Genomic DNA, 22515 nt, shown 5'->3' on the forward strand with positions numbered 1-22515 from the left:
TGTCAATTACAAAAGAAAAGGTAATAGGTATATTTTATTTTGATAGACTATTCTTTATTACAAAAAAATATCAATCCTACCTTTCGATTGGATTGATATTAAACCTAAGCATATTAACGTTTGAAAGTTGTTGTTTCAAAAGTTGGATTGAAAATAAAAACATTCGTCAATTTAACCGTTTTTTTATCAATACTACTATAATAAGTACCTGCTGAAGGGTATTTTAAACCAAAATCAGAAGTTGTATAAACGTTATAGTCTTGTGTGATTTCTTCTCCACTTGGTAATTTGTATTTTGCTTTCGTTAAGAAATTCGTGATGTTATCGAAATACAAATCGTGTTTGATGTCTTTCCCTTTTAATTCAATATGATGTAATCTTTGTGCCCCGATAACTTCTAAACCAACATAAGTAGCAATGTAGCCTTTTTGCTCGTAATTCAGAAAAGGTAAAAGGAAATCATCTACTTCTCTTTTCATATTACTTTGTTCTTTAGCACTCAAATCTTTCACATCATAAACGATGGCTTTATCACGGCTTCCCGTCGGAATTTTCAAGAAAGCATCTGCTGTACCTACGCCATAAATAAAACTACGTTTCATGATAGTTTTGGTCTTTAGCATAGATTTATCCGTTAATGAAGCCTTCACTTCCATATCATAATCTGTTGCAGCATTGGCTACGAACGACTGTTTCAACGTATAAGTTTTTACTTTTTTCCAAAGTGGCAATCCGCCAGTACTTTGGTAATATTTATTGAAAATCGTATCAGGCGATTGTGCAAAAGCATTGATAACGAACAAACTCATCATCAAGGTAATGATACTTAATTTTTTCATGAGATATATTTGAAATTTAAGGTTTTAATACTGTTTGTCTATGGAACTCTAAAATACTCACTGATATTGTTTATAGAAAGAAGTGTTCATTATTTTAATATAAATACCGCATAAATAAATGGAATAGTTATATTTTGAGGAAAGATTTTTTTCTTTATAAAACAACACAAGGAATGCCGTAACATTCCTTGTGAATATATGCCCTCTGCCCACCGCTAATTATTCGTCTTTATCTTGTGAAAATATCAATGCTGTATAAGCTGCAATAGATATTGTAGCATAATGTTGCATGTTATCATATTCGCCTGCTTGGGTGTTGATATGATGGGAATCAAAATTATCGAAGTCTTTATCATAGCCTTCCCAATCGCTATTGAATCTTAGTTTCCAAAGTCCTGCTTGTGGAAAACCTATTGCCAAATCTTCATAAGATTTATTCGAAAAATTAAGGATAATGACGGTATTATCGCCTTGTCCACCTTTACTCCATCTTTGAAAAGCAATGATTTTATGCGTTTCATCTACTCTGATAATTTGAGTATTTTGCCCTGTTAAGCCTTCGGTATTATTGTAATAATTAAGGCGAAGTTTTATTAAATCTTTATGTAAACCAGTAAAAGCTTTGAACTTTTCAGCCTTAGTCCAGTCAATCGGGTCAGTATCCGAAAACCATTTATCTTCCAATAATTCTTGTCCTTGAAATAACATCGGAATTCCTCCAGTTGTCATCACTAAAGCAGTACCCAATGATGCTCTTTTTTTAGAAAACCAATTGTTCACATTATCAGAAGCAATTTCTTCTGCTACTCTTGCTTTGCCATTGGCTACCTCATCATGCGATTCTGTATAAATTACTCTTTTAAAAGTATCACCAGAATATTTATTAAGAAGTGCCAAACAAATACTTTCCATATTTCGATATTCGTCTTCTTGCTCAATCAAAGCTTTACGGATAGGATGAACAAAATCAGCATCCCATTGGCTACCAAAACCCAAACCACATTCGTTTCCTAGATGGTCTGTTATGGAATCTAATCCATGTAAATCTTCTGCAATGATTATTTTCCAAGGGAATTTTTCAGCTACTTCGCTATTAATCCATCTGATTAAACTTAATCCTTCTTGTAAAATAGAGCTTGAATCTTCATTGGCTTTTACATTTCTAATGTAGGGCGTCATGTCCATTCTTAGTCCATCTACTCTAAATTCTTCAAGCCACATCATTGCATTATCACGAATGTATTGGCGTACTTCTGGTCTGCCATAATCAGGGCGAGTATCTCCCCAAGGAGTGTTCGCTCGCCAATCATTATAGAAATAAATACCACCCATTCCGTTTTCTTGCCAGCCGTCAAATTGCCAAAGATCCATATCTGTCGGTCCAAAATGATTGTAAACAACATCCAGAATTACAGCGATACCATGCTCGTGTGCAGCTTTGATAAAAGCCTTAAAAGCATCTGGCCCACCATAACTTGATTCTATAGCAAATGGATAGGATGGATTGTAACCCCAAGAAAAATCACCTGGGAATTCAAAAGGAGGCATTACTTCTATGGCATTAATACCAAGGTCTTTTAAATAGTCTAGCTTTTCGATAAGACTGTAGAAATCACCAACCTGTCCTTTGTTTTTTACATGGTAAGTACCCACATGCAGTTCATAGATAACCAATTTATTCCAAGTTGGCATCTGAAAATTATCTTCTTCCCAGTCAAAATTATTGGGGTCATATACAATTGAATTCCCTGCGGAATTAGTTAGTTTGCGTGAATAAGGGTCATTTCGTTTGAGTTCCCCAGATGGTGTTTTTAGATAATATTTATACTCATCTCCTGCTTTTGCTTCAAAAACATTTGTACTCCAATAACCATTTCCTTCTTTTTCAAGGATTGCTTCATTAGGATTCCAATCATTGAACGAACCAATAACACTTACTTCTTGCGCATTTGGTGCCCAAACTCTAAAAAATACTCCGTTGTCGTGGATGATAGCACCCATTCCATCAACGTTTATTTTGTCACTGACTGTATTGTTCGTCTTGTTATTCATCCTTTTCTTGTTAATAGTTGTGAGAAATGTTGTGAGTAATATTATCGTACATTCAGAACTTAAATTTATATGCCAGTTATAAAAACATAATCGGACGTAATTTTTTTGCTACAAATTCTACAAAAAGAAATTTGTTGTGGCTTTTTCTCTACAATTCTAGTGTAGATTTAAAAAATTAATGATAGTTCTGTAATTTTGTAAAATCGGGGAGAATAGCCCTTTTATCGACTCATAACATTGAAGTTTATGAGTATAATTTTTGAAAAATGAGTGATTTAGCTTGGCTTGGAAGAACCAAATTATTAATAGGAGACGAAGGAATCCAGAAGTTACAGAATGCTCACGTTTTGGTGGTGGGGCTTGGTGGTGTAGGCTCTTTTGCCGCTGAATTTATTGCTCGTTCGGGTGTTGGTACCATGACTATCGTTGATGGTGACGTGGTTGATCCTTCTAACAGAAACAGACAATTACCCGCACTTTCTACCACACATGGACAACCCAAAGCAGATTTAATGGAAGAACGTTTGTTGGCAATCAATCCTGAATTGAAGCTGACAAGTATTCGTCAATTTCTTTCGCCAGAAGCGGTTGAAGAGATTTTAACCAATAATAATTTTGATTATGTGATGGACTGTATTGATTCAATCACTCCAAAATTAATGTTACTGACAACGGCACATCAGAAAAACCTTAGAATTGTAAGTTCGATGGGAGCGGGCGGTAAGGTTGACCCAACAAAAATCCGTACCGCAGATTTGTTTGATACTCGTGAATGTTACTTGGCTTCACTTGTCAGAAAACGACTGCGTAAACTTGGTATTCGTTCGGGTATCAAGGCGGTTTATTCTACTGAAAAAATGATGGAAGAATCGTTGATGTTGACTGATGGTTCAAACTACAAAAAATCTGCTTATGGTACGATTTCCTATATGCCAGCAGCTTTTGGTGGCGTTTGTGCGTCGGTCGTTTTAAGGGATTTATTAGGTTTCCCAGTAGAAATGGAAAAGAAATTAAAAGCTTTGGCAAGTCGAGAAAAGAAGCAACAAGAATTAGAGAAAAAACGAAAAGCGGCTAAATAAAAAAGAGAGGCAATTGTTTATTATGACAATTGCCTCGTTTTTTTAACTAAAATTTTTTTCATGTTCCAAGAACAACTCTTGAAGCTTCTTCGTGATTTTCCCAACTTTACCTTCGCTAAATACTGTATTGTCGGTTTGTGTAATAGCAACAATTCTTTTGGTACTTCCAGTTGTAAATACTTCGTCGGCATCGTAATATTCTTGTGTACTTAGGTCTCTTTCCTCTACTACAAAATGCCTTTTAGCGATATTCAGTACGTGTTTTCTTGTTACTCCAAACAATGCGCCATCTACAGGAGTAATAATCTTTTCGTTTTTAATGACAAAAATATTACTTCTTGAAGATTCTGAAATGAAACCATTTTGATGGTACAGTACATCATCAGCACCAAATGCCTTCATTTTGGCTAAAGCCCTGATGGGTGTAATATAATTTAGAGTTTTAATTTCTGGGATTTCTCTTCGGTACTCAACACTCATCAGTTTCATTCCCACATCAGCAGGTTTGAATTCAAATGGTTTTCCCATAACGATTAAATTAGATTTTTCCGCAGGAGTATAACCATCAGCAGAGTAACCGCCCGTCATTACCATTTTCACGCCTAATAAATGTTGTGGATGTAAGCGAATGATTTCTAAAATGATATTCCTGAGTTCATCACGAGAAGCAGGAATTTTTAAACCCATTAAATTGGCAGAATTCTCAAAACGGTCGAGATGGTCTTCTATAAAAATAGCTTTTCCATCAATGGCACGAAAAAAATCAAAAATGCCATAACCTCTTAATAAACCAAGGTCACTAACATGGATATTAGCGTTCTCGGCTGGAATAATTTGTCCGTTTAAAAAAATATACTCTTTCATTTTGTGGCTAATCAAAAGAATCGAAATGTATAATTATCAAATACTTGATTAATCTGATTCAGTAAATAATACTGTTCAGTTATTATAAAATTCCGAAATTAGAAGAAGGAGATGATGAATTTGAAGATGATGGATAACGAAAATAGCAGACTTGATATATTGAAAAACATACCAAGTCTGCTATCATTTATTGAACTTCACAGCTTTTTTCTAAAATATTTTGTAGCCATTCATTAGGCAAATTATCGACAGAATCTTTCAATAAAGCATTCCACTTTTTAGTTACTTCGCTCATATCATCTTTAGTCAGGCGATGTTCAATAACGTTGAAACTATCTTTTTGATAAACAATCACATCAATCGGATAATCAACATCGCTTGCACTTACTTGCGTAGCATCGAACGAAAGAAAACCTAATTTTAGGGCATCTTCTAACGAAGTTTCGTAAGATAAAGTACGATTCAACAAAGGTTTTCCATAATTAGAGTTACCAATAATTTGGTACTTTAAACCTTCGTTAATCTCAATCCAATTACCTTCAGGAAAAATCAAAAACAATTTATGCTCATCATCATGTGGCATTTGTCCACCCACAATTGAATGCAAATTGAAATTATAACCTTCTGCTTTTAGTGTTGCTTTATCTTCTTGGGCTACTTTTCTAATCATATCACCGAAGGCATTAACAGCTTCGTACATATAGTCAAACTTGCAACCTTTTTCTTCAGTAAGTCTGTTAAAATAGATGATAGATTTATCACGGACTGATCTTAGACCGGCCGTCATGATAAAAAGAGAATGGTTACCTACTTCGTGGATAGAAACCTTTTTGTTGGAGTAAACCTCCGTACCAGCGGTAATTCTAGTGTCAGCGATAGCCACGATGCCTCCACGTACTTTAATCCCTAAACAGTATGTCATTTGCACAGTCGATAATTTGTTTGAATCAATTAGTTAATCTCTATTTTGTACAGCAACTACCAAGCGTTAAAATGCAGGTTTAATCGTACAAAATCAGGTATATGTAAAACTAATGATTCCAGCGTTTTTGTAAATAGTGGTTGGCTAGTTATAAGTAAAAATAACTAACATACAAAAGTAAAAAAACTACTTATTGTTCTACCATATTTAAGTGTATTTCTTCTTCAATTACTGGTTTTAAATCAAAATACGTTTGATAGATTGCTTTGCCTACAGCATTATTTTTTTGTTGAAATTCGTCAAGATATTGATGCAAACCCGTATCAAAAATATCTTTAATTTCAGTGAATTCTACTTCAGAACGCAATTTACTAAGTGCTTTTTCAGCAGGATTTGAGTATGAAGCTGTGATAGCAGTGCCTGATATTTCGTACAATGATAATTCTGCCTGACGAATGCAGTGCATTACCGAACGTGGGAATTTTTTATCGAGTAATAAAAAATCGACAATTGCTGTCGGATTCATTACTTGATACTGCTGACGAAACATATTGTAAGCACTCACCGATTTTAATACAGATGACCAAAGCATCAAATCGAGTGGAGAGCCTACTGCACCAATTTCTGGCAAAAGCGTAAAGTATTTTACATCCAAGAATCTTGTCGTTTTATCAGCACGTTCTATCAACCTGCCCAAACGCCCAAAATGCCAACCTTCGCCTCTGGTAATGGTTGAATCAACAATACCATAAAACAATTGGCTACCCGTTTTGATATTCTCTAAAAAACCTTGGTATCTTGCCAATTCCCATGACTTACTTTCGGCAGCAGCATCTTTTACTGTCCAATAAATTTGGTTGACGTACTCCCACATTTCACGAGAGATACTCTCACGAATGGTTCTTGCATTTTCACGAGCTTCAAGCAAACAGGATAAAATCGAGTTTGGATTTTTTACATCAAAAGCCATAAAATACAATACGTTTTCACGAGTAGGCGCATCATAATGCTTTTGGAAGATATAATTATCAGCCGTGGCAATAATCAGCGGTTCCCACTGTTCAGGTACGTCAGGAGGTAAGTCAAGTGCTAAATTGAAGTTTACCGAAATAAAACGGGCATAATTATCGGCACGTTCGATGTACCGATTCATCCAATAGATAGAATTTGCTACTCTGCTAAGCATACATTATGGGTTTAATCCGTTAATGGGAAATTTATAAAAACGATTTACTTCATCAAAGACTGTTTTAAGATACCAAATGAAGTTGAAATAGACATTTTCTTGAAAATTACGTATTCATAAAATTAGAAGAAAAATCTATTTAATCAACACCTTCCGATGGATTTTAGCAAGTTTAAATGGTTTTCAATATTGTGCTCTTTTTTTAGTTATATTTTTCCTTAGAAAATAATTATTCCTTTTTTCAAACTTCATAAATAAAAAAAAGAGGGTATATGAAAATATCGTTTTTATGTTATATTGCAAATAGTTATTTAGCTTTTAGTTAAAATAACCAAATTAATATTAATCTTTTCTAAAAAACACATGAAAAAAATTTTTCTACTTACAATTCTAGCGATGCTAGGATTTAGGGGGCTAAACTATGCCCAAGACAAAACGCTGACTGGAAAGGTCAAAGATGCGAAGGATGGTTCCGTATTAGCCGGAGCTTCAGTTGTTGCTAAAGGAACATCAATCGGAACGGTAACTAACAGCTTAGGAGAATTTACGCTGAAAGTACCCGTCTCGGTGTCTGTCATAACAGTATCATTTATTGGTTATGCTTCCAAAGATGTACCTGTTGGTACTGGTGTTTTGAATGTTTCGCTTGATGTTGCTAGTAATCAGTTAGAAGAGGTGGTGATTTCAACGGGTAGTCGAAACTCTAAAAGAACGATGACCGACACGCCGCTTCCCATTGATATTCTTTCTGCGGCAGATTTGAAAACTACGGGACAAACTTCTTTCGACAAAGCGCTTCAATACCGAGTACCATCATTCAACACGGTGAATACTCCTGTAAATGATGCTACTTCTTTACTTGACCCTTATGAAATTAGAAACATGGGTCCAAGCCGTACCTTGATTTTGATTAATGGGAAACGTAAAAACACAAGTGCTTTAATGTACATTCAGACTTCTCCTGGTCGTGGGGAATCGGGTGCTGATATTTCGGCGATTCCACAACAAGCGATTAAACGTGTAGAGATTTTGCGTGATGGTGCATCTGCTCAATATGGTTCTGATGCGATTGCAGGTGTAATGAACATTATCTTGAAAGATAAATTTGATTATGGTTCGGCTACGCTTACAATGGGTGTTACTGCTAAAGGAGATGGAAAACACATTGGTTTTTCGGTGAACAATGGTTCAAATTTTGAAAAAGGATATATCAATTACACGATTGATTTTAGTCGCACAACTTTGGCGAATCGTCCGGGTACAGTGAGTGCCGAAGCTGAAGCTGATGCAAGCTTGGGTTTTGATGCTCCCTTGGCACAAGTAAAGAGTTTCTTGGCACTTAAACCTGATGCTGGTAACATCAATGGTCAGCCAGAAAATACGGCTGCAAAATTCCTAGTGAATGGTGGATATTCAGTGGGCGAAAAAGCAGAATTTTATTACACGGCGGCTTATGTGTATAAAAGAGTAAACAGTTTTGCGAATTATCGTACTCCGTATTGGCGACCAACTGACAATGGACTTTTAACCCCAGCAGGACAACCTTATTTGGGTTATGTACCTACTTTCCAAGGAGATTTGAACGATTACACTGCAACCATCGGCGTTAAAAGTGAAACAAATGGTTGGAAAACAGATTTAAGTTTTACAACGGGTGGAAACAAACAATTATATACTGTTTCGAATTCTGTAAACAGAAGTTTAGGTAAAGGCTCGCCTACTTATTTTAAACCAGGTGGATATGAGTTTAGCCACAACGTTGGAAATATTGATGTTTCTAAACAAGTAAATGATAAGTTGAGCCTTTCGTTTGGTTCAGAGTTTCGTGCAGAAACCTTTACTGTTTTTGTAGGAGATACTTCTTCTTATGTTGGTTCTGGTGCGGATTCTTTTCCGGGAACTACACCGAACAATGCAGGAACGAATACTCGTTTTAACTTTGGTGGATACGTAGATTTAGGATATGATATTACCGATGAATTTTTAGTAAATGGTACTTTACGTTCTGAACACTACAGCGATTTTGGTGATGCGACAGTTTATAAAATTAGTTCACGTTATAAATTTAGTGATAAAGTAACATTGCGTGGTTCTTATTCTACTGGTTTCCGTGCACCTTTATTACACCAAATTTATCAACAACAAGCACAAGCTAGTTTTGTGCCGGGTCAAGGAATTCAAACAAAAGGTGTTGTAAATAATGTAAGTCCACAAGCTTTTGCTTTAGGAGTACCAAAATTAACTCCCGAAAAATCAACCAACTTTACTGTAGGTTTAGGCTTGAATCCAACGAAAAACCTAAGTGTTACGTTAGACTATTACAATATCAAAGTAAAAGACCGTATCGTTTTAGGCTCTGAAATAGCAGGAACAGATGCAGGAAACACGGCTTTAGATAATATTTTGACATCAAACGGTATTGTTGCAGTAAGCTTCTTTGCAAATGCGTTGAATACAACTACTTCTGGGCTTGATTTTGTAGTTTCTCAGAAGAATATTGAATTAGGAATGGGAAAATTGGGAATCAATTTAGCAGGTAATTATACTTTCGAAAATAAATATACTTCAATCAACAACCCAAAATTGATTGCTGATGCTGGCAAATCAATTTTTGATAGAACACAAGATGCTTTATTGTTTTCATCTCGTCCAAAATACAAAGTAATTCTTGGATTCGATTATTTAATCAAAGGCATTAATATCAATTTGAATAATACTTTATTTGGAAAAACTCGTTTTCATCAAAATGGCTTAGACGCTGATACTGATACGGAGTTTACTCCAGCAGTCGTTTCTGATTTAGCAATTAGTATTCCTTTCTCATCAAAAACTACTTTTACATTTAACGTCAACAATGTGTTGAATGTATTACCAAAATGGGATTTTATTGACCTTAAAACAGGCGTTAAAACACGTTACGATGCTAACAACAACGTACCATCTGCAAAATATTACGAACAATATAATTTAATTACTTTCAATGGACGTTATTCAAGAGTTACTTATGATGGTTCTCAGTTTAGCCAATTAGGTACTATTTTTAACGCAAGTTTGAATATTAAATTCTAATTCTTTAGAAATAACAAAAGAGGTCTTTACTCGACGAGTAAAGACCTCTTTGTATATCAAGTAATGTTGCTAAAAAACATAACTATTTTTTTCAATAGATGCTTCAGCAATTCTTCTGCGGGCTTCTTTGAGATTCATCGGTTCTATTTTTGTAAAGCGTTTTAAGCCCATTAGCATTACACGGAGTTCATCGCCTTCGGCAAAACTTGTAATGGCAGATTTCCCTGCATTATTTGTTTTCTCAACGGCACTGTGTAAATAGATTAATGCGGCATCTTTTTGTAAAGTACAAGCTGCTTCGCCACGTACTGATATTAATTTTTCAACTCTTAGTAGCGTCGATTCTGCGATATAAAGTTCTATCATCATGTCAGCCAAATTCATAATGATTTCTTGTTCTTGTTCAAACTTCATCATGAATTTTTGTAATGCTGCACCAGCCACCATCAAAATGGCTTTTTTCATATTTTTGATTACTTTTTTCTCTGCTATGAAAATACCTTCTTCATCAGAAATACTAAAATCAGGTATCGACATAATCTCTTTGCCAACTTCCATCGCCGCAGGCATTAAGTTGATTTCGCCTTTCATGGCACGTTTTACAACTGTTCCTACAGAAAGCAAACGGTTGATTTCGTTAGTACCTTCAAAAATTCTGTTAATTCTAGAATCTCTGTAAGCTCTATCCATTGGTGCTTCGGCTGAGAAGCCCATTCCACCATAAATTTGTACACCTTCATCAACAATAAAATCCAATACTTCTGAACCATGTACTTTAAGCATGGCACATTCTATGGCAAATTGTTCAACGCCTTTTAGTTTTGCTTGAGATGACTCTACGCCACTTGCTAATAAATCTTCAATGGCATCGTCAATATTTTGACCTGCACGATAACAAGCTGATTCTGAAGCAAATACTTTTACATTCATCTCGGCAATTTTATGTTTGATTGCTCCGAAGTTACTGATTGAAGTACCAAATTGCTTGCGTTCGTTGGCATAATTAACAGCTTTACCAATAATCCCTTTAGAAGCACCGACAACTGCAGAGGCTAATTTGATACGACCAATGTTCAAAATATTTACCGCAATCTTAAAGCCTCCTTCACGAGTATATAGTTGATTCTCAACAGGTACTTTACAATCATTAAAGAAGATTTGACGAGTAGATGAACCTTTGATACCCATTTTTCGCTCTTCTTCATTCATCGTAATACCACCAAAATCTTTTTCAACAATAAAGGCCGTTAACGATTTATCGTTATCAATTTTAGCGAAAACAATAAATAAATCGGCAAAACCACCGTTTGTTATCCACATTTTTTGTCCGTTGATGATATAATGTTTACCATCTTCCGATAATTCAGCTTTGGTTTTTCCAGAATTTGCATCCGAACCTGAATCTGGCTCAGTTAAACAATAAGCGGCTTTCCATTCGCCAGTGGCTAATCTTGGCAAGTATTTGGTTTTTTGCTCTTCGTTACCATAATACAAAATAGGCAAAGTACCAATACCAGTATGTGCTGACAAGGCTACTGAAAAAGAATGCCCACCACCACAAGCCTCAGCTACCAACATTGAAGTATTGAAATTCATCCCAAAACCACCATATTCTTCTGGAATAGCCGTTCCCAATAGACCTAGCTCACCAGCTTTATCCATTAGTTCAACCATCAAATCGGTATTTTTGGCGTAATCAATATCGTCTAAACGTGGATGTACTTCTGTACGAAGGAAATCCAAGCAAGTTTGGGCAATCATTTGTTGTTCTTCTGTAAAATCTTCAGGAGTGAAAATTTGCGAAGCGTCGATGTCTTTAATTAAAAACTCGCCTCCCTTGATGGAAGCTTTATTAGCTGTGATTGTCATGTCTTTATCAATTTAATCTGAATAAAAGCCTAAAATATGATGCTTACGTACTATTTTATGTAAAGATAAGCAATAAAAAAAATGTTATGCAAGCATAACATTTAAAATAATTTCATTCCAGATTTTTTCTTTAGATAAACTCATCTTCGCCAATGTTATCGGCTTTATAACCAGCAGTATCGATATCTACAACTTCGCTGATTTTTTCCATGACTTCAAAGAAAATCTCTAACTTTTCAGCACCAATTTTTTCATAAATCGCATTGTTGAAAATTAATACGCCTTCACGAGCTTTATCTCTTTTGCGTTTGCCTTCTTCGGTAAGATATACCTTTACTACTCTTCGGTCTTCTTCATCGGTTTCTCTTCTAATCCATTTTTTGTCTTCCAAAGATTTTAGCATTCTGGTTAAGCTTCTAGGTTCTAAGCCTAAAGCGGGTGCTATTTTAGTAGCAGGGGTTCCTTTTTTATCAATGTTTAATAAAACATAACCAATTGCCATTGTCATGTCGAATGGAGCAGCAAAAGAATTGTACATTCTACTGATGGCATGCCAACCTGATTTTATGTGATAATCTACGGTTTTATCTGCTTTCATATTGGATGAATTGTTTATAAAAACTTAAGATACAGTATTAGGGAAATTTTAATTGAATGTTATGCTTTGCATAATATGGTAAAAATGGTAAAGAAAAAAATGTTCTGCAAGCATACTACTAAAATAATCATGAAAAACATTTAATAAAAATGCCATTTTCCAATGAAATAAATTCATAGAAAAATGGCAAGAAATTAATGCTGATGTTTATGATATGCTTTTAATTTCTACGTTTAAATAGATAGAATACAATAATCCCCATAGTTAGAAACCAGATTCCTGCAAATGCGGTGTATTCCATTCTTCCGTATTTTATAATAGCCGCTCCACCTACTATAGCACCCATCGCATTACCAAGGTTGAAAGCAAGTTGTCCAAGAGCACCTCCCATCATTTCACCACCTTTTGAACTCAGAAAAAATAATTGTTGAATTGGTGCCGAAAGTCCAAAAAAGCAAGAAGCTCCTATACACAACATTGTTAATGAAACTATAGGTTGGTTACCCCACATGTATAAGGTAACTAATGCCAACGCTAGTACTATTTGTATATAAATGGTTGTTGTTTTAGGGCTAAATTTATCAGAAAGTTTTCCGCCTAGATAATTACCAATGCACATGCTTCCTCCTGATAAAATCATCAATAATGGCATAAATTTCACATCTATTTTGGTTACATCTGTCATAAAAGGGTTAACATAGCTATACCACGCAAAGATTCCAGTATTGATAAGTACAGTAACGATTATCATAAGCCAAGGATTTAGTTTTCTTAAAAACCTAAATTGTTCCCAAACCTTTGTTTTGGGTAGCGGAGGAAGCTCTGGAATCCATTGATAAATGAAATAAATAGAGAATAATCCAATAATTGCATTTAAAAGGAAAAGAACTCGCCATGAAATATAGTGACCTATTAGGTTTCCGAGGGGTACACCCAGTAAATTTGCAACCGTCATGCCCATCATTACTGTTGCTACTGCCGAGGTACCTTTTCCATCGTCAGCTAGTTTGTTGGCTACAATGGCAGCTACTCCAAAAAAAGCTCCATGTGGTAAACCAGAAACAAATCGTCCAATGATAGTTAGTAGATAGACATTACTAGCAGCCGTCAGTAAGCTTCCTAGCACAAAAATACTCAGTAATATTACTAAGATTGTACGCAGTTTTAAGTTACGTGTAATCGTAATGAGTAGGGGAGCTCCTGCACAAACTCCCAGAGCGTAAAAAGCTATTAAATTCCCCGCTTTTGATATAGAAATATTTAACCCTTCGGCTGCGTCAGGTAAGATACTCATCATTAAGAACTCCGCCATCCCAAAAGCAAATGCTCCCATCGACAAAGCATATATGTTTTTTTTCATTTTTAATAAAGTAAGTATTTAAAATAGGATGCAAAAGAACCAAAATCATAGCCATTTAGATTGTTCTAGATTACTCAATTATTGTCTTATTTTTGTATTATTACTAATTTAAAAGCTTCGCAATGACCGATAAAGTGAAATTTGAACAAATAGATGCTGATTTTCAAGCTTCATACCGTTATGTCTGTTCAAAGAAGAACTATAAGGAGGAAATTTCACTGCACTTTCATCCAGAAATTGAAATATTATATGTTAAAAAAGGATCGGGTTACCGTATGGTGGGTGATTTTGTAGAATCTTTCAATGAAGGAGAGGTTATTTTTGCCCCACCAAACTTGCCGCATTGTTGGATGTTCGATCCTCAGACCTGTAATCCTGATGGATCTAGAGAAGTGTTGTTTGTACAGTTTCATCCTTCGTTTTTAAGTAATGGGCTAGCTTTTTTTAGTGAATGGATTTCTTTAGTAAACAGATTGCGCTCTATTCAACATGGCGTGAGGATAGTGGGTGAAACAGCTGAAAAGATAATCATCATATTAAAAAAAATGCAACATGAGGGTAGTATCACCAGACTGACGTCATTGATGAAACTTATAAGTTTATTAAGTAAACAAGAAGATTTTTTAATAATTGGTCCCGCCAACAAGGTGTCAAATGGTATTAGCAAAAATATGAAGCGCATGCAGACCATTGTAAAATACATCATGGAAAACTATAGCGAAAAAATTTCTCTGGAAAAAATTGCAGCAATAGCCTCGATGAGTCCCGCAGCCTTTTGCTCTTTTTTTAAGAAGGAAACTGGAAAAACATTTACTACTTATATCAATGAATATCGTTTAGGAATGGTCTGTTCCATACTAGATACTTTCCCTGATACCAAAATTAATGAAGCAGCATGGAAATGTGGTTTTGCGGACATTAATTACTTTAATAGATACTTTAAGAAAGCAAAAGGAGTTAGCCCACAAATTTGGATGAGGTCTTCTATAAGATAGATACCAATGTGATATAAATAAAAAGAGCAAGCCTTTTTGAGCTTACTCTTCAATGAATATTGTTATAATCTGAAATTTATTTATACTGCGACTTTATTTTATTCCCTTTCATTCTTCTTACTTTTACCTTCATATTGGTAAAAACACTTCTTGAAAGCATAATGCGTACTCTTGGTTTTTTGTAGATTACTAAGTATTTACTTCCTTCGTAATCTATGCGAGAAAACATAGGACTACCATTATTGTCAACCAATTGATAAAAGTATTCTCCTTTTTCACCCGCTACTGGCCCAAATCTTAACGAACTTTCTTCATTACTTTTCTCAAAAGCAATCATTAAATGTCCATTATTTTCAGTTTGTACAATACCGGGAGTATTTTTTTCCAAAGCAATTCTATTGATGTATCTGCCATTTTTAAAAACTACTTTCCCAGATTTGATATTGGCATCTGAAGAAGGTACTTCCCTTTCTAGGTAAAGCGGATTGTCATTATAAAATTGTATTCGAGTGAGGTCAAGTTCATTTTCTTGAAGTTGGTGCATTAATGAACCCGTCAAATAAACATTTTTTTGACAGCTTGCTAAAGTTATAACACAGATGATAAATAGAATCTTTTTCATTACTCTGGCGAATTAGATTGGAGGCGTGACCATAAAAATACTCAAAAAGTTAATCAAAATCCAAATTTACAGTGATTATCAGCATGATAAATAATTTACAGGTGAAAAAGAAGGAAATTAAGAGGATACTTGATGATATTTTATTGGATTAATTCAAAATGGATAAGCAGAATGGAAGTAAGGTGTACAAATACAAAAGTAATTTAAGTATATCATAGTCAACAGAAACCATGATATACTTAAACTTTATAAATGAGTATGATTATGAAACCATAATATTTTCGATTAGATATACTTGTGTACCAAGCATTCTGGCAGACTCGCCCAAAGTGGAAATCTCGATACTTAAATTACTTTTAAAATCTACCAAACAGTATTTATTGATAGCTTGCTCGATTGGGTTACTGATAAATCTGCCTGCTTTAGCCAGAATTCCATTAACAACAATCGCTTCTGGATTAAACAAATGTACTGCTATTGAAAGCCCTTTTCCCATTTCTTTACCAATATCGTAAAGTAAATCAATTGCTAAGGCATCGCCACCGTTGGCAACTTTGATGACGAATTCTATATCAATTTCTTCAAGATTTGTTTTTGCTAATTTAGAGACTTTCCCTTCTTTCAGACATTCTTTAATTCTACGTATTAAGGAAGCCGCCGAAGTAAGGGTATCCAAGCAACCTACTTTTCCACAATGGCAAAGTTCTCCGTTTTCTTTTACTTGAATATGCCCAAGTTCACCAGCGAAACCATTTGAACCTTGAAATACCTTTCCATTTAATACAATTCCTAAACCAACGCCACCCCAGTCCATATTAACAGAGAAAACATTTTGCATTCCTTTAGCCAAGCCAAATTGATTTTCACCAATTATAGTGGCTTGAGTATCATTAATAAGATAAAAAGGTAATGAAAAACTATTTTCAAGCCATTCAACCATTGACTGCGTTTCAGGATTTACTCTTCTGTAAGTATAATTAAAACCACTTCTTGGATTAATTAAGCCCGGCATCGAAATCCCAATTCCGATAAGTTCACTAAGACCAATGCCGTACTTCGCTACAATTTCGTTGATTGAAGCAGCAATTTTATTTAAAATAAGCGGACTGTCCTCTAAACAAAAATGCAAATCTTCTTCAAAGAGCACTTGATTTTGCAAGTTGAGGATGGCAGCCTTGGAACGATGCACAGCAATATCCAATATAATAGTATATCGATTCTTGGGATTCAATGAATATAGGATAGGCTTTCTACCAAATTGTGCTTCGGCAGGACCAATTTCAATAATCCAGTGCTCATCCATCAACTCCTCTAATAAAGCCGTAACCGAAGGCACACTAGAGTGTATCTCTTTAGTTAATTGAGCGATGGTTTTATTGCCATTAAAGTATAAGTCTTGTAATATTTTACGTCTTAAACTATTTTTCTTCTTATCGACAATCGATTCTTTATCAAATACTTCTAATTCAGAAGGTTCTATGGAAGTGAAAGACATGTTTTAATCAATGGAGTTTATGTGAAAAATAAGGTTATCAATTTTGAGCATAATCAACCCTGTAAATCTTCCTAGAAAGGCTTCTTTACTGAGCTAAAAAGCGATAGTTAAAATGGTTTCATTACAAAAGAACAAAAAAATAAATTTCCTTACAACCGAGTTGTCAGGAATGTAAATAATTCGTTCTTTAATTTTTAATATTTTTTACTAATTAATATTTTGTAAAAATATGGTGTAGGTTTAAATTTTTCTCAAAATGGGTAATATATTTCCGTTTTAAAGAAAATTTTGCATTTTTTTTTAGATTTTTTAATAATTTTGGTCAACACTTACAGTATTTTCTTATATTTATTAACTTTTTAATCAAAAAGAGGAAATGAGATATTTTAAATAAAATTATTATATGTTAAATATATGTAAATTTAATTTAAGAAATAGTCTTATTTTGATGAATAATATTAAATAAATTTGCTTGTAATATAAAAAAATAGAGGTGGGCTGTGCAACTGAAATAATCAATTGAATGTCAAATTAATTAATAATATAGTCATGTACACGAAAACCCAAGTCCCGCCCTGAAGCCATCTGTTAAGTATTTTGGCCAAGGTCATGTTTATTAAAAAAGTCTATTTTTCACTGTAATCTTAAAAAAAATGAAAGCATGCAAAAGTAATTTTACAATGTTAATTACTGCATTACTACTCTTTTCAAGCTCGCAACTTTTTGCGCAAGCGATAAAAGGTAAAGTAACCGACAGTAATAAGGTTGGCCTATCAGGGGTTAGTATCCAGATTAAGGGTACTACAAAAGGAACCACCACTGATGCTACAGGTAGCTATTCAATTGGTGCTACTAAAGGTGCAACATTAGTATTTAGTTCAGTAGGATTTGTCCCTAAACAAATTCCAGTAGGTGATGCATCAGTAATTGATGTTACATTAGATGCAGATAATCAATCTTTAGACGAAGTAGTCGTTACTGCTTTAGGTGTATCTAAAGAAGCGAGAAAAATTGGTTACGCAGTAACTAAAATTGATGGTGGTGTAATGACTCAAGCTCGTGAAACTAACGTAGCTTATTCATTAGCTGGTCGTGTAGCTGGTTTGAATATCTCGGGTACAAGTGGTGGACCAGGTTCATCGGCTCGTATTTTATTAAGAGGTATGGCAAGTTTTACAGCTTCGTCTCCTTTGATTGTTATCAACGGTGTTCCAATGGACAATACTCAAAGAGGTGCTGCTGGTGAATGGGGTGGTGCTGACCAAGGTGATGGTATTTCAAACATCAACCCTGATGATATTGAAGACATGACAGTATTGAAAGGTGCTTCAGCATCTGCACTTTATGGTGCTAGAGCAGCAAATGGTGTTATCCAAATTACTACTAAAACTGGTAAAAAAGGTAAAATGTCTGTTGACTACAACTTAAACATGGTTGCAGATCAAGCGATGAATAATACAGACTTCCAATATGTTTATGGACAAGGTATGAATGGGGTACGTCCTTCATCTGTTACTAGTGCATTAAACAGTGGTATGTTGAGCTGGGGTGAAAAATTAGATGGTGCTTCTACTATCCAATTTGATGGTAAAATGTACCCATACTCAGCTGTAAAAGATAATATTAAGAATTTCTATAGAACTGGAGCTTCAGTTACTAACTCTCTTTCAATTTCTAATGCAAATGACCAAGGAGCTTTCCGTTTGTCAATTGCTAATTTAGATAACAAATCTATCTTAAGAAACAGTGGTTTAGACCGTAAAACTGTGAACTTTACTGGTTCTCAAAAAATGGGAGAAAAACTGACTGTAAACTTAATGGTTAATTATATTGATGAAAAAGCAGATAACAAACCACAATTAAGTGATGGTCCTTTAAATGCCAACAACATTCAATATTTAGCAACAAGTGTAAATCAACTAGCACTTCAACCAGGATACGATGTGAATTCTCCATTGGGTGCTGAAATTCAATATAACGATGATATCTATGTAACAAACCCTTGGTTTGTTGTGAATAGATATAATAATGATGTTACTAGAAAGCGTTTGATTTCTTCTCTTTCAGCTAAATATGAATTTACTAAATGGTTGAACGGTCAAGTAAGATTAGGTTATGATTACATGAATGATGGAATCAACAAAATTACTCCAACAGGTACAGCTTATTCAAATGGCTTGAAAGGTGGTTTTGATGAATTATCAAAAGCTACTACTTCTGAATTGAACGCTGATGCTTTCTTATCAGCTTCAAAAGATATCAACGAAGATTTCAGTATTGATGTAATGGTAGGTGCTGCTTTAAGAAAAAATAAATACGATAAAATTTCTATTGGTGGTGGTCCATTCGTAATTCCTTTCTTCTACAGCCCGAACAACGTACTTTCATTTAACAGATCATATAGCTATAACGAGAAAGAAACACAATCAGCTTATTATTCAGTAGATTTCGCATTCAAGAAAATCTTCACTTTATCAACAACTGGTCGTTATGATGCTTTCTCAACATTACCAGTAGGTAATTATGGCATTTTCACTCCATCAGTTTCATTGAGTTCTGATATTACTGACATCGTGAAAATTCCAAGCTTAAGTTATGGTAAAATTCGTGCATCTTATGCAGTTGTATCTGGAGAACCAGCTAATCCATATAGTACTTCTCAATACTACAGTGTTGGTTCAGCAATTCAAGGTATCACTACAGGTTCATTCAGCTCAACACTTCCAAACTTGTTCTTAAAACCATACACTTTGTCTGAATATGAATTTGGTACAGAATTGAAATTCTTCCAAAACAGATTGGGTGTTGACCTTTCATATTTCAATCGTAAAACGAAAAATGAAATCATCAATGGTTCTCTTTCTGATGCAACAGGTTACACTGGTCAATATATCGGAACGGGTTCAACTCAAAACTCTGGTATAGAATTAATGTTGAGCGGTACGCCAATTCAAACTACTGACTTTAGCTGGAAAACATCTTTGAACGTAACTACAATTTCAAACAAAATTGTTGATATTTCTGGTACTGGTGCTACTTCAGAACAGTTAGGTCTTGGTACTTACCGTCCATTAAATGCAGGAACTGCTTTAGTAAAAGGTATGTCTGGTCCACAAATTATGGCTTACGACTACGTAAGAGATGCAAAAGGAAACATTGTTGTTGATGCTACAGGTGTACCAAAACAAGCAGCTACAAGAACGCCAATGGGTTCTGTTTTACCTAAAGTTTATGGAGGTTTTAATAACGAATTCTCTTACAAAGGTTTCAACTTCGCATTCTTGATTGACTATAAATTTGGAAACAAAGTATTATCAGCAACTAACTACTACTCAATCTTCAGAGGTTTAAACCAAATGACTTTAGAAGGTCGTGAAGGCGGTGTTGTAGCAGTAGGTGTAACTGAAAGTGGTGCAACAAATACTATCAACGTTCCAGCACAAACTTACTACCAAAACTTAGCTAGAAGAATTTCTGGACTTAACGTTTTAGACGGAGATTTTATCAAGTTACGTCAAGTTACATTTGGTTATACGCTTACTAAAAAGCAATTAGGTTTCTTACCTTTCCAATCAGTAGGAATTTCATTAGTAGGACGTAACCTTTTAACGTTATTGAAATACACGGATAATATCGATCCAGAAGCAGGATTCTCTTCTCTTATCGGCTATGCAGGTATTGAAGGAAACAGTTTGCCAGCTGCAAGAACTTATGGATTTAACTTAAACATTAAATTCTAAACAACATTCTAATAATATGAAAAAAGTATTAGTATATATCGGACTAACAGCATTACTTTTTCAAATTGGATGTACTTCTGATTTTGAAAAGATTAATACTGACCCCAATGCAACAAGTGCAGAGGTTTTTAACCCTAATTACCTTTTGTCGCAATCTCAATATGAGTACGGAAACACGGGGTATTCTCAATTGCTATATCAAAGTATGTGGACGCAGTCGCTTGCTTCTACGTTCTCTTACTACGGAAATGGCGATAAGTATCTAGCATCAGGAAGTTTCTTGGCTTACCAAGGTAGAATTTTTGGTGAAGACTATCGTTCTGCTTCATTAGCAGTTGAAATGCAAAATCTTACAAAAGATAAACCAGCATTATCTAATTTGTATAATATCGGTGCAATTATGAAAGTAATCAACATTGCACATATTACAGATTGTTACGGAGATGTACCATATACAGAAGCTTTGAGAGCGAAAGAAGCAATCACACTTCCTAAATATGATACGCAACAATCTATTTATACAGGAATGTTGACAGAATTGGAAACGGCTCTTAAAAACTTAGATGTTAATAAAGCTGGTCCTACAACAGACTTGATATACAATGGAGACGTAGCTAAGTGGAAGAAGTTTGGTTATTCATTGATGCTTCGTTTAGCAATGCGTATGACTAAAGTGGATGAAGCTAGTGCTAAAACTTGGGCTGAGAAAGCTGTAGCTGGTGGAGTATTTACTTCAATTGCTGACAATGCAAAAGTACTGACCGACAATAGTACACAAGGAAATAACACAACAGGTGCATTAAGAGTACCTGATGATTATCGTGAAGTGCGTTGGAGCAAAACTTTTATCGATTATTTGAAAGTAACAGCTGATCCAAGATTATCTGCTATTGCAGAGGTTTCTCTACCAGGTTATGCAAATAACTCTAACCAAGATTTAGCTGGTGATAACACTCCTTCAGTTCAAATTGGTTTACCAAACGGTTATGACTTAAACGGTGGTGCTACAGATATTTCTAAACACCCTTTACATCCTGGTGCTTCTGGTACTGGTAGTGATGTGGCTGGTGTTGGTAAATACTCTCGTCCAAGAACAGCGATTTTCTTAGATCGTAGTGGTGTAAACTTCGTATTGACTTATGCTGAAACAGAATTATTATTAGCTGAAGCAAAAGTAAGAGGATGGAATGTGGGTGCAACGTCAGCTTCTGAACACTATAATAATGGTGTATTAGCAGCAACAGCTTCTTTAGCTCAATTTAATACTGCAGCTTCTTCGGATGCAGCTATTAAAACTGCAGTAGCAGCTATCCCAACTTACTTGACTGCGAATCCTTTGAATGTTAGTTCTGTAGCTGCTTCATTGAAACAAATCAATGAGCAAATTTGGGTAACTACTTCAATTACATTTAATTTTATCGAAACTTGGACTAACTGGAGACGCTCTGGCTACCCAGTTTTAACGCCAGTAGTTTATGCTAACAACTTCTCGAACGGAACAATTCCAAGAAGAATTCCTTACAAAGTTGAAGAAGCATCTACTAACCCTACTAATTATGCAGCAGCTGTTAGTCGTTTAGCTGGTGGTGACACTTTCACTTCAAGAATCTGGTGGGATAAGTAATAAACCGCTAATTCTAAAGAGCAAGGTATTTTTACCTTGCTCTTTTAATTGGAAAAGACTTTACTATTATTCAAAAGATTTAGAATTCAGGTTAGCATAATATCCTATTTTTTCTCAACTTCGACTAATTCCTTTTGGTCGAAGTTTTTTATAAGATTTATATGAAGATTCCAGTGATGAGCAAATTTTCTTTCCAAATCC

General features: G+C 34.8%; 15 protein-coding genes. 5 read left to right on the forward strand and 10 right to left on the reverse strand.

Annotated features, from left to right (window positions below; genetic code table 11):
• Positions 1-113: 113 nt before the first annotated feature.
• Positions 114-839 (reverse strand): hypothetical protein, encoded by a 726-nt coding sequence (locus tag ABID42_RS15595; protein WP_367284452.1) that lies wholly within the window; start codon positions 837-839, stop codon positions 114-116.
• Positions 840-1058: 219 nt separating this feature from the next.
• Positions 1059-2891 (reverse strand): alpha-amylase family glycosyl hydrolase, encoded by a 1833-nt coding sequence (locus tag ABID42_RS15600; RefSeq protein WP_367284453.1) that lies wholly within the window; start codon positions 2889-2891, stop codon positions 1059-1061.
• Between the two features lie 266 nt (positions 2892-3157).
• Between ABID42_RS15600 and ABID42_RS15605 the strand changes: the two genes are divergently transcribed.
• Positions 3158-3970, forward strand: a complete 813-nt coding sequence (locus ABID42_RS15605; RefSeq protein ID WP_323256263.1) for a tRNA threonylcarbamoyladenosine dehydratase — start codon at positions 3158-3160, stop codon at positions 3968-3970.
• 42 nt (positions 3971-4012) lie between these two features.
• Here ABID42_RS15605 and ABID42_RS15610 read toward each other — a convergent pair whose 3' ends face one another.
• From ABID42_RS15610 to ABID42_RS15620, 3 genes are all read right to left on the reverse strand, one after another.
• A complete protein-coding gene (locus ABID42_RS15610) occupies positions 4013-4834 on the reverse strand; it encodes an aminotransferase class IV (protein ID WP_367284454.1) in 822 nt (273 codons plus the stop codon).
• Between the two features lie 187 nt (positions 4835-5021).
• Positions 5022-5756: a proteasome-type protease gene (locus ABID42_RS15615; RefSeq protein ID WP_184130190.1), complete on the reverse strand. Its 735-nt coding sequence runs from the start codon at positions 5754-5756 to the stop codon at positions 5022-5024.
• A gap of 190 nt (positions 5757-5946) precedes the next feature.
• Positions 5947-6942, reverse strand: coding sequence for an alpha-E domain-containing protein (locus ABID42_RS15620; protein ID WP_323256257.1), 996 nt, complete (start codon positions 6940-6942; stop codon positions 5947-5949).
• Positions 6943-7305: 363 nt separating this feature from the next.
• Here ABID42_RS15620 and ABID42_RS15625 point away from each other — a divergent pair, with 363 nt between their 5' ends.
• Positions 7306-10011, forward strand: a complete 2706-nt coding sequence (locus ABID42_RS15625; RefSeq protein ID WP_367284455.1) for a TonB-dependent receptor — start codon at positions 7306-7308, stop codon at positions 10009-10011.
• Between the two features lie 69 nt (positions 10012-10080).
• On the opposite strand, the gene ABID42_RS15630 is transcribed toward ABID42_RS15625, so the two are convergent.
• From ABID42_RS15630 to ABID42_RS15640, 3 genes are all read right to left on the reverse strand, one after another.
• Entirely contained in the window at positions 10081-11880 is a 1800-nt protein-coding gene (locus ABID42_RS15630; RefSeq protein WP_367284456.1) for an acyl-CoA dehydrogenase FadE, read from the reverse strand.
• A gap of 130 nt (positions 11881-12010) precedes the next feature.
• Complete coding sequence (locus tag ABID42_RS15635) at positions 12011-12478, reverse strand: MarR family winged helix-turn-helix transcriptional regulator (protein ID WP_323256251.1); 468 nt, start codon at positions 12476-12478, stop codon at positions 12011-12013.
• A gap of 220 nt (positions 12479-12698) precedes the next feature.
• Positions 12699-13838 (reverse strand): MFS transporter, encoded by a 1140-nt coding sequence (locus ABID42_RS15640; protein WP_367284457.1) that lies wholly within the window; start codon positions 13836-13838, stop codon positions 12699-12701.
• A gap of 122 nt (positions 13839-13960) precedes the next feature.
• On the opposite strand from ABID42_RS15640, the gene ABID42_RS15645 reads away from it, so the two are divergent.
• On the forward strand, positions 13961-14833 hold the full coding sequence (locus ABID42_RS15645; protein ID WP_367284458.1) for an AraC family transcriptional regulator: 873 nt from the start codon (positions 13961-13963) through the stop codon (positions 14831-14833).
• Positions 14834-14909: 76 nt separating this feature from the next.
• Here ABID42_RS15645 and ABID42_RS15650 read toward each other — a convergent pair whose 3' ends face one another.
• Both ABID42_RS15650 and ABID42_RS15655 read right to left on the reverse strand, forming a co-directional pair.
• On the reverse strand, positions 14910-15455 hold the full coding sequence (locus ABID42_RS15650; protein WP_323256247.1) for a hypothetical protein: 546 nt from the start codon (positions 15453-15455) through the stop codon (positions 14910-14912).
• Positions 15456-15717: 262 nt separating this feature from the next.
• Complete coding sequence (locus ABID42_RS15655) at positions 15718-16950, reverse strand: ROK family protein (protein WP_367284459.1); 1233 nt, start codon at positions 16948-16950, stop codon at positions 15718-15720.
• 653 nt (positions 16951-17603) lie between these two features.
• Between ABID42_RS15655 and ABID42_RS15660 the strand changes: the two genes are divergently transcribed.
• The gene (locus ABID42_RS15660; RefSeq protein WP_367284460.1) at positions 17604-20690 is read left to right on the forward strand and encodes a SusC/RagA family TonB-linked outer membrane protein; all 3087 of its coding nucleotides are present in this window, start codon (positions 17604-17606) and stop codon (positions 20688-20690) included.
• Positions 20691-20706: 16 nt separating this feature from the next.
• Positions 20707-22314, forward strand: coding sequence for a SusD/RagB family nutrient-binding outer membrane lipoprotein (locus tag ABID42_RS15665; protein ID WP_367284461.1), 1608 nt, complete (start codon positions 20707-20709; stop codon positions 22312-22314).
• The last annotated feature ends 201 nt before the right edge of the window (positions 22315-22515 follow it).

It is taken from the genome of Arcicella rosea, assembly GCF_040543805.1.
In the GTDB taxonomy this organism is placed as follows: Bacteria; Bacteroidota; Bacteroidia; order Cytophagales; family Spirosomataceae; genus Arcicella; species Arcicella rosea.

What these genes read in the sequence shown, in the direction of transcription:
- ABID42_RS15610 (WP_367284454.1), bottom strand. Translation starts at nt 4,834, where the DNA reads ATGAAAGAGTATATTTTTTTAAACGGACAAATTATTCCAGCCGAGAAC.
- ABID42_RS15665 (WP_367284461.1), top strand. Translation starts at nt 20,707, where the DNA reads ATGAAAAAAGTATTAGTATATATCGGACTAACAGCATTACTTTTTCAA.
- ABID42_RS15645 (WP_367284458.1), top strand. Translation starts at nt 13,961, where the DNA reads ATGACCGATAAAGTGAAATTTGAACAAATAGATGCTGATTTTCAAGCT.
- ABID42_RS15630 (WP_367284456.1), bottom strand. Translation starts at nt 11,880, where the DNA reads ATGACAATCACAGCTAATAAAGCTTCCATCAAGGGAGGCGAGTTTTTA.
- ABID42_RS15640 (WP_367284457.1), bottom strand. Translation starts at nt 13,838, where the DNA reads ATGAAAAAAAACATATATGCTTTGTCGATGGGAGCATTTGCTTTTGGG.
- ABID42_RS15660 (WP_367284460.1), top strand. Translation starts at nt 17,604, where the DNA reads ATGAAAGCATGCAAAAGTAATTTTACAATGTTAATTACTGCATTACTA.
- ABID42_RS15655 (WP_367284459.1), bottom strand. Translation starts at nt 16,950, where the DNA reads ATGTCTTTCACTTCCATAGAACCTTCTGAATTAGAAGTATTTGATAAA.
- ABID42_RS15635 (WP_323256251.1), bottom strand. Translation starts at nt 12,478, where the DNA reads ATGAAAGCAGATAAAACCGTAGATTATCACATAAAATCAGGTTGGCAT.
- ABID42_RS15615 (WP_184130190.1), bottom strand. Translation starts at nt 5,756, where the DNA reads ATGACATACTGTTTAGGGATTAAAGTACGTGGAGGCATCGTGGCTATC.
- ABID42_RS15605 (WP_323256263.1), top strand. Translation starts at nt 3,158, where the DNA reads ATGAGTGATTTAGCTTGGCTTGGAAGAACCAAATTATTAATAGGAGAC.
- ABID42_RS15625 (WP_367284455.1), top strand. Translation starts at nt 7,306, where the DNA reads ATGAAAAAAATTTTTCTACTTACAATTCTAGCGATGCTAGGATTTAGG.
- ABID42_RS15650 (WP_323256247.1), bottom strand. Translation starts at nt 15,455, where the DNA reads ATGAAAAAGATTCTATTTATCATCTGTGTTATAACTTTAGCAAGCTGT.
- ABID42_RS15595 (WP_367284452.1), bottom strand. Translation starts at nt 839, where the DNA reads ATGAAAAAATTAAGTATCATTACCTTGATGATGAGTTTGTTCGTTATC.
- ABID42_RS15620 (WP_323256257.1), bottom strand. Translation starts at nt 6,942, where the DNA reads ATGCTTAGCAGAGTAGCAAATTCTATCTATTGGATGAATCGGTACATC.
- ABID42_RS15600 (WP_367284453.1), bottom strand. Translation starts at nt 2,891, where the DNA reads ATGAATAACAAGACGAACAATACAGTCAGTGACAAAATAAACGTTGAT.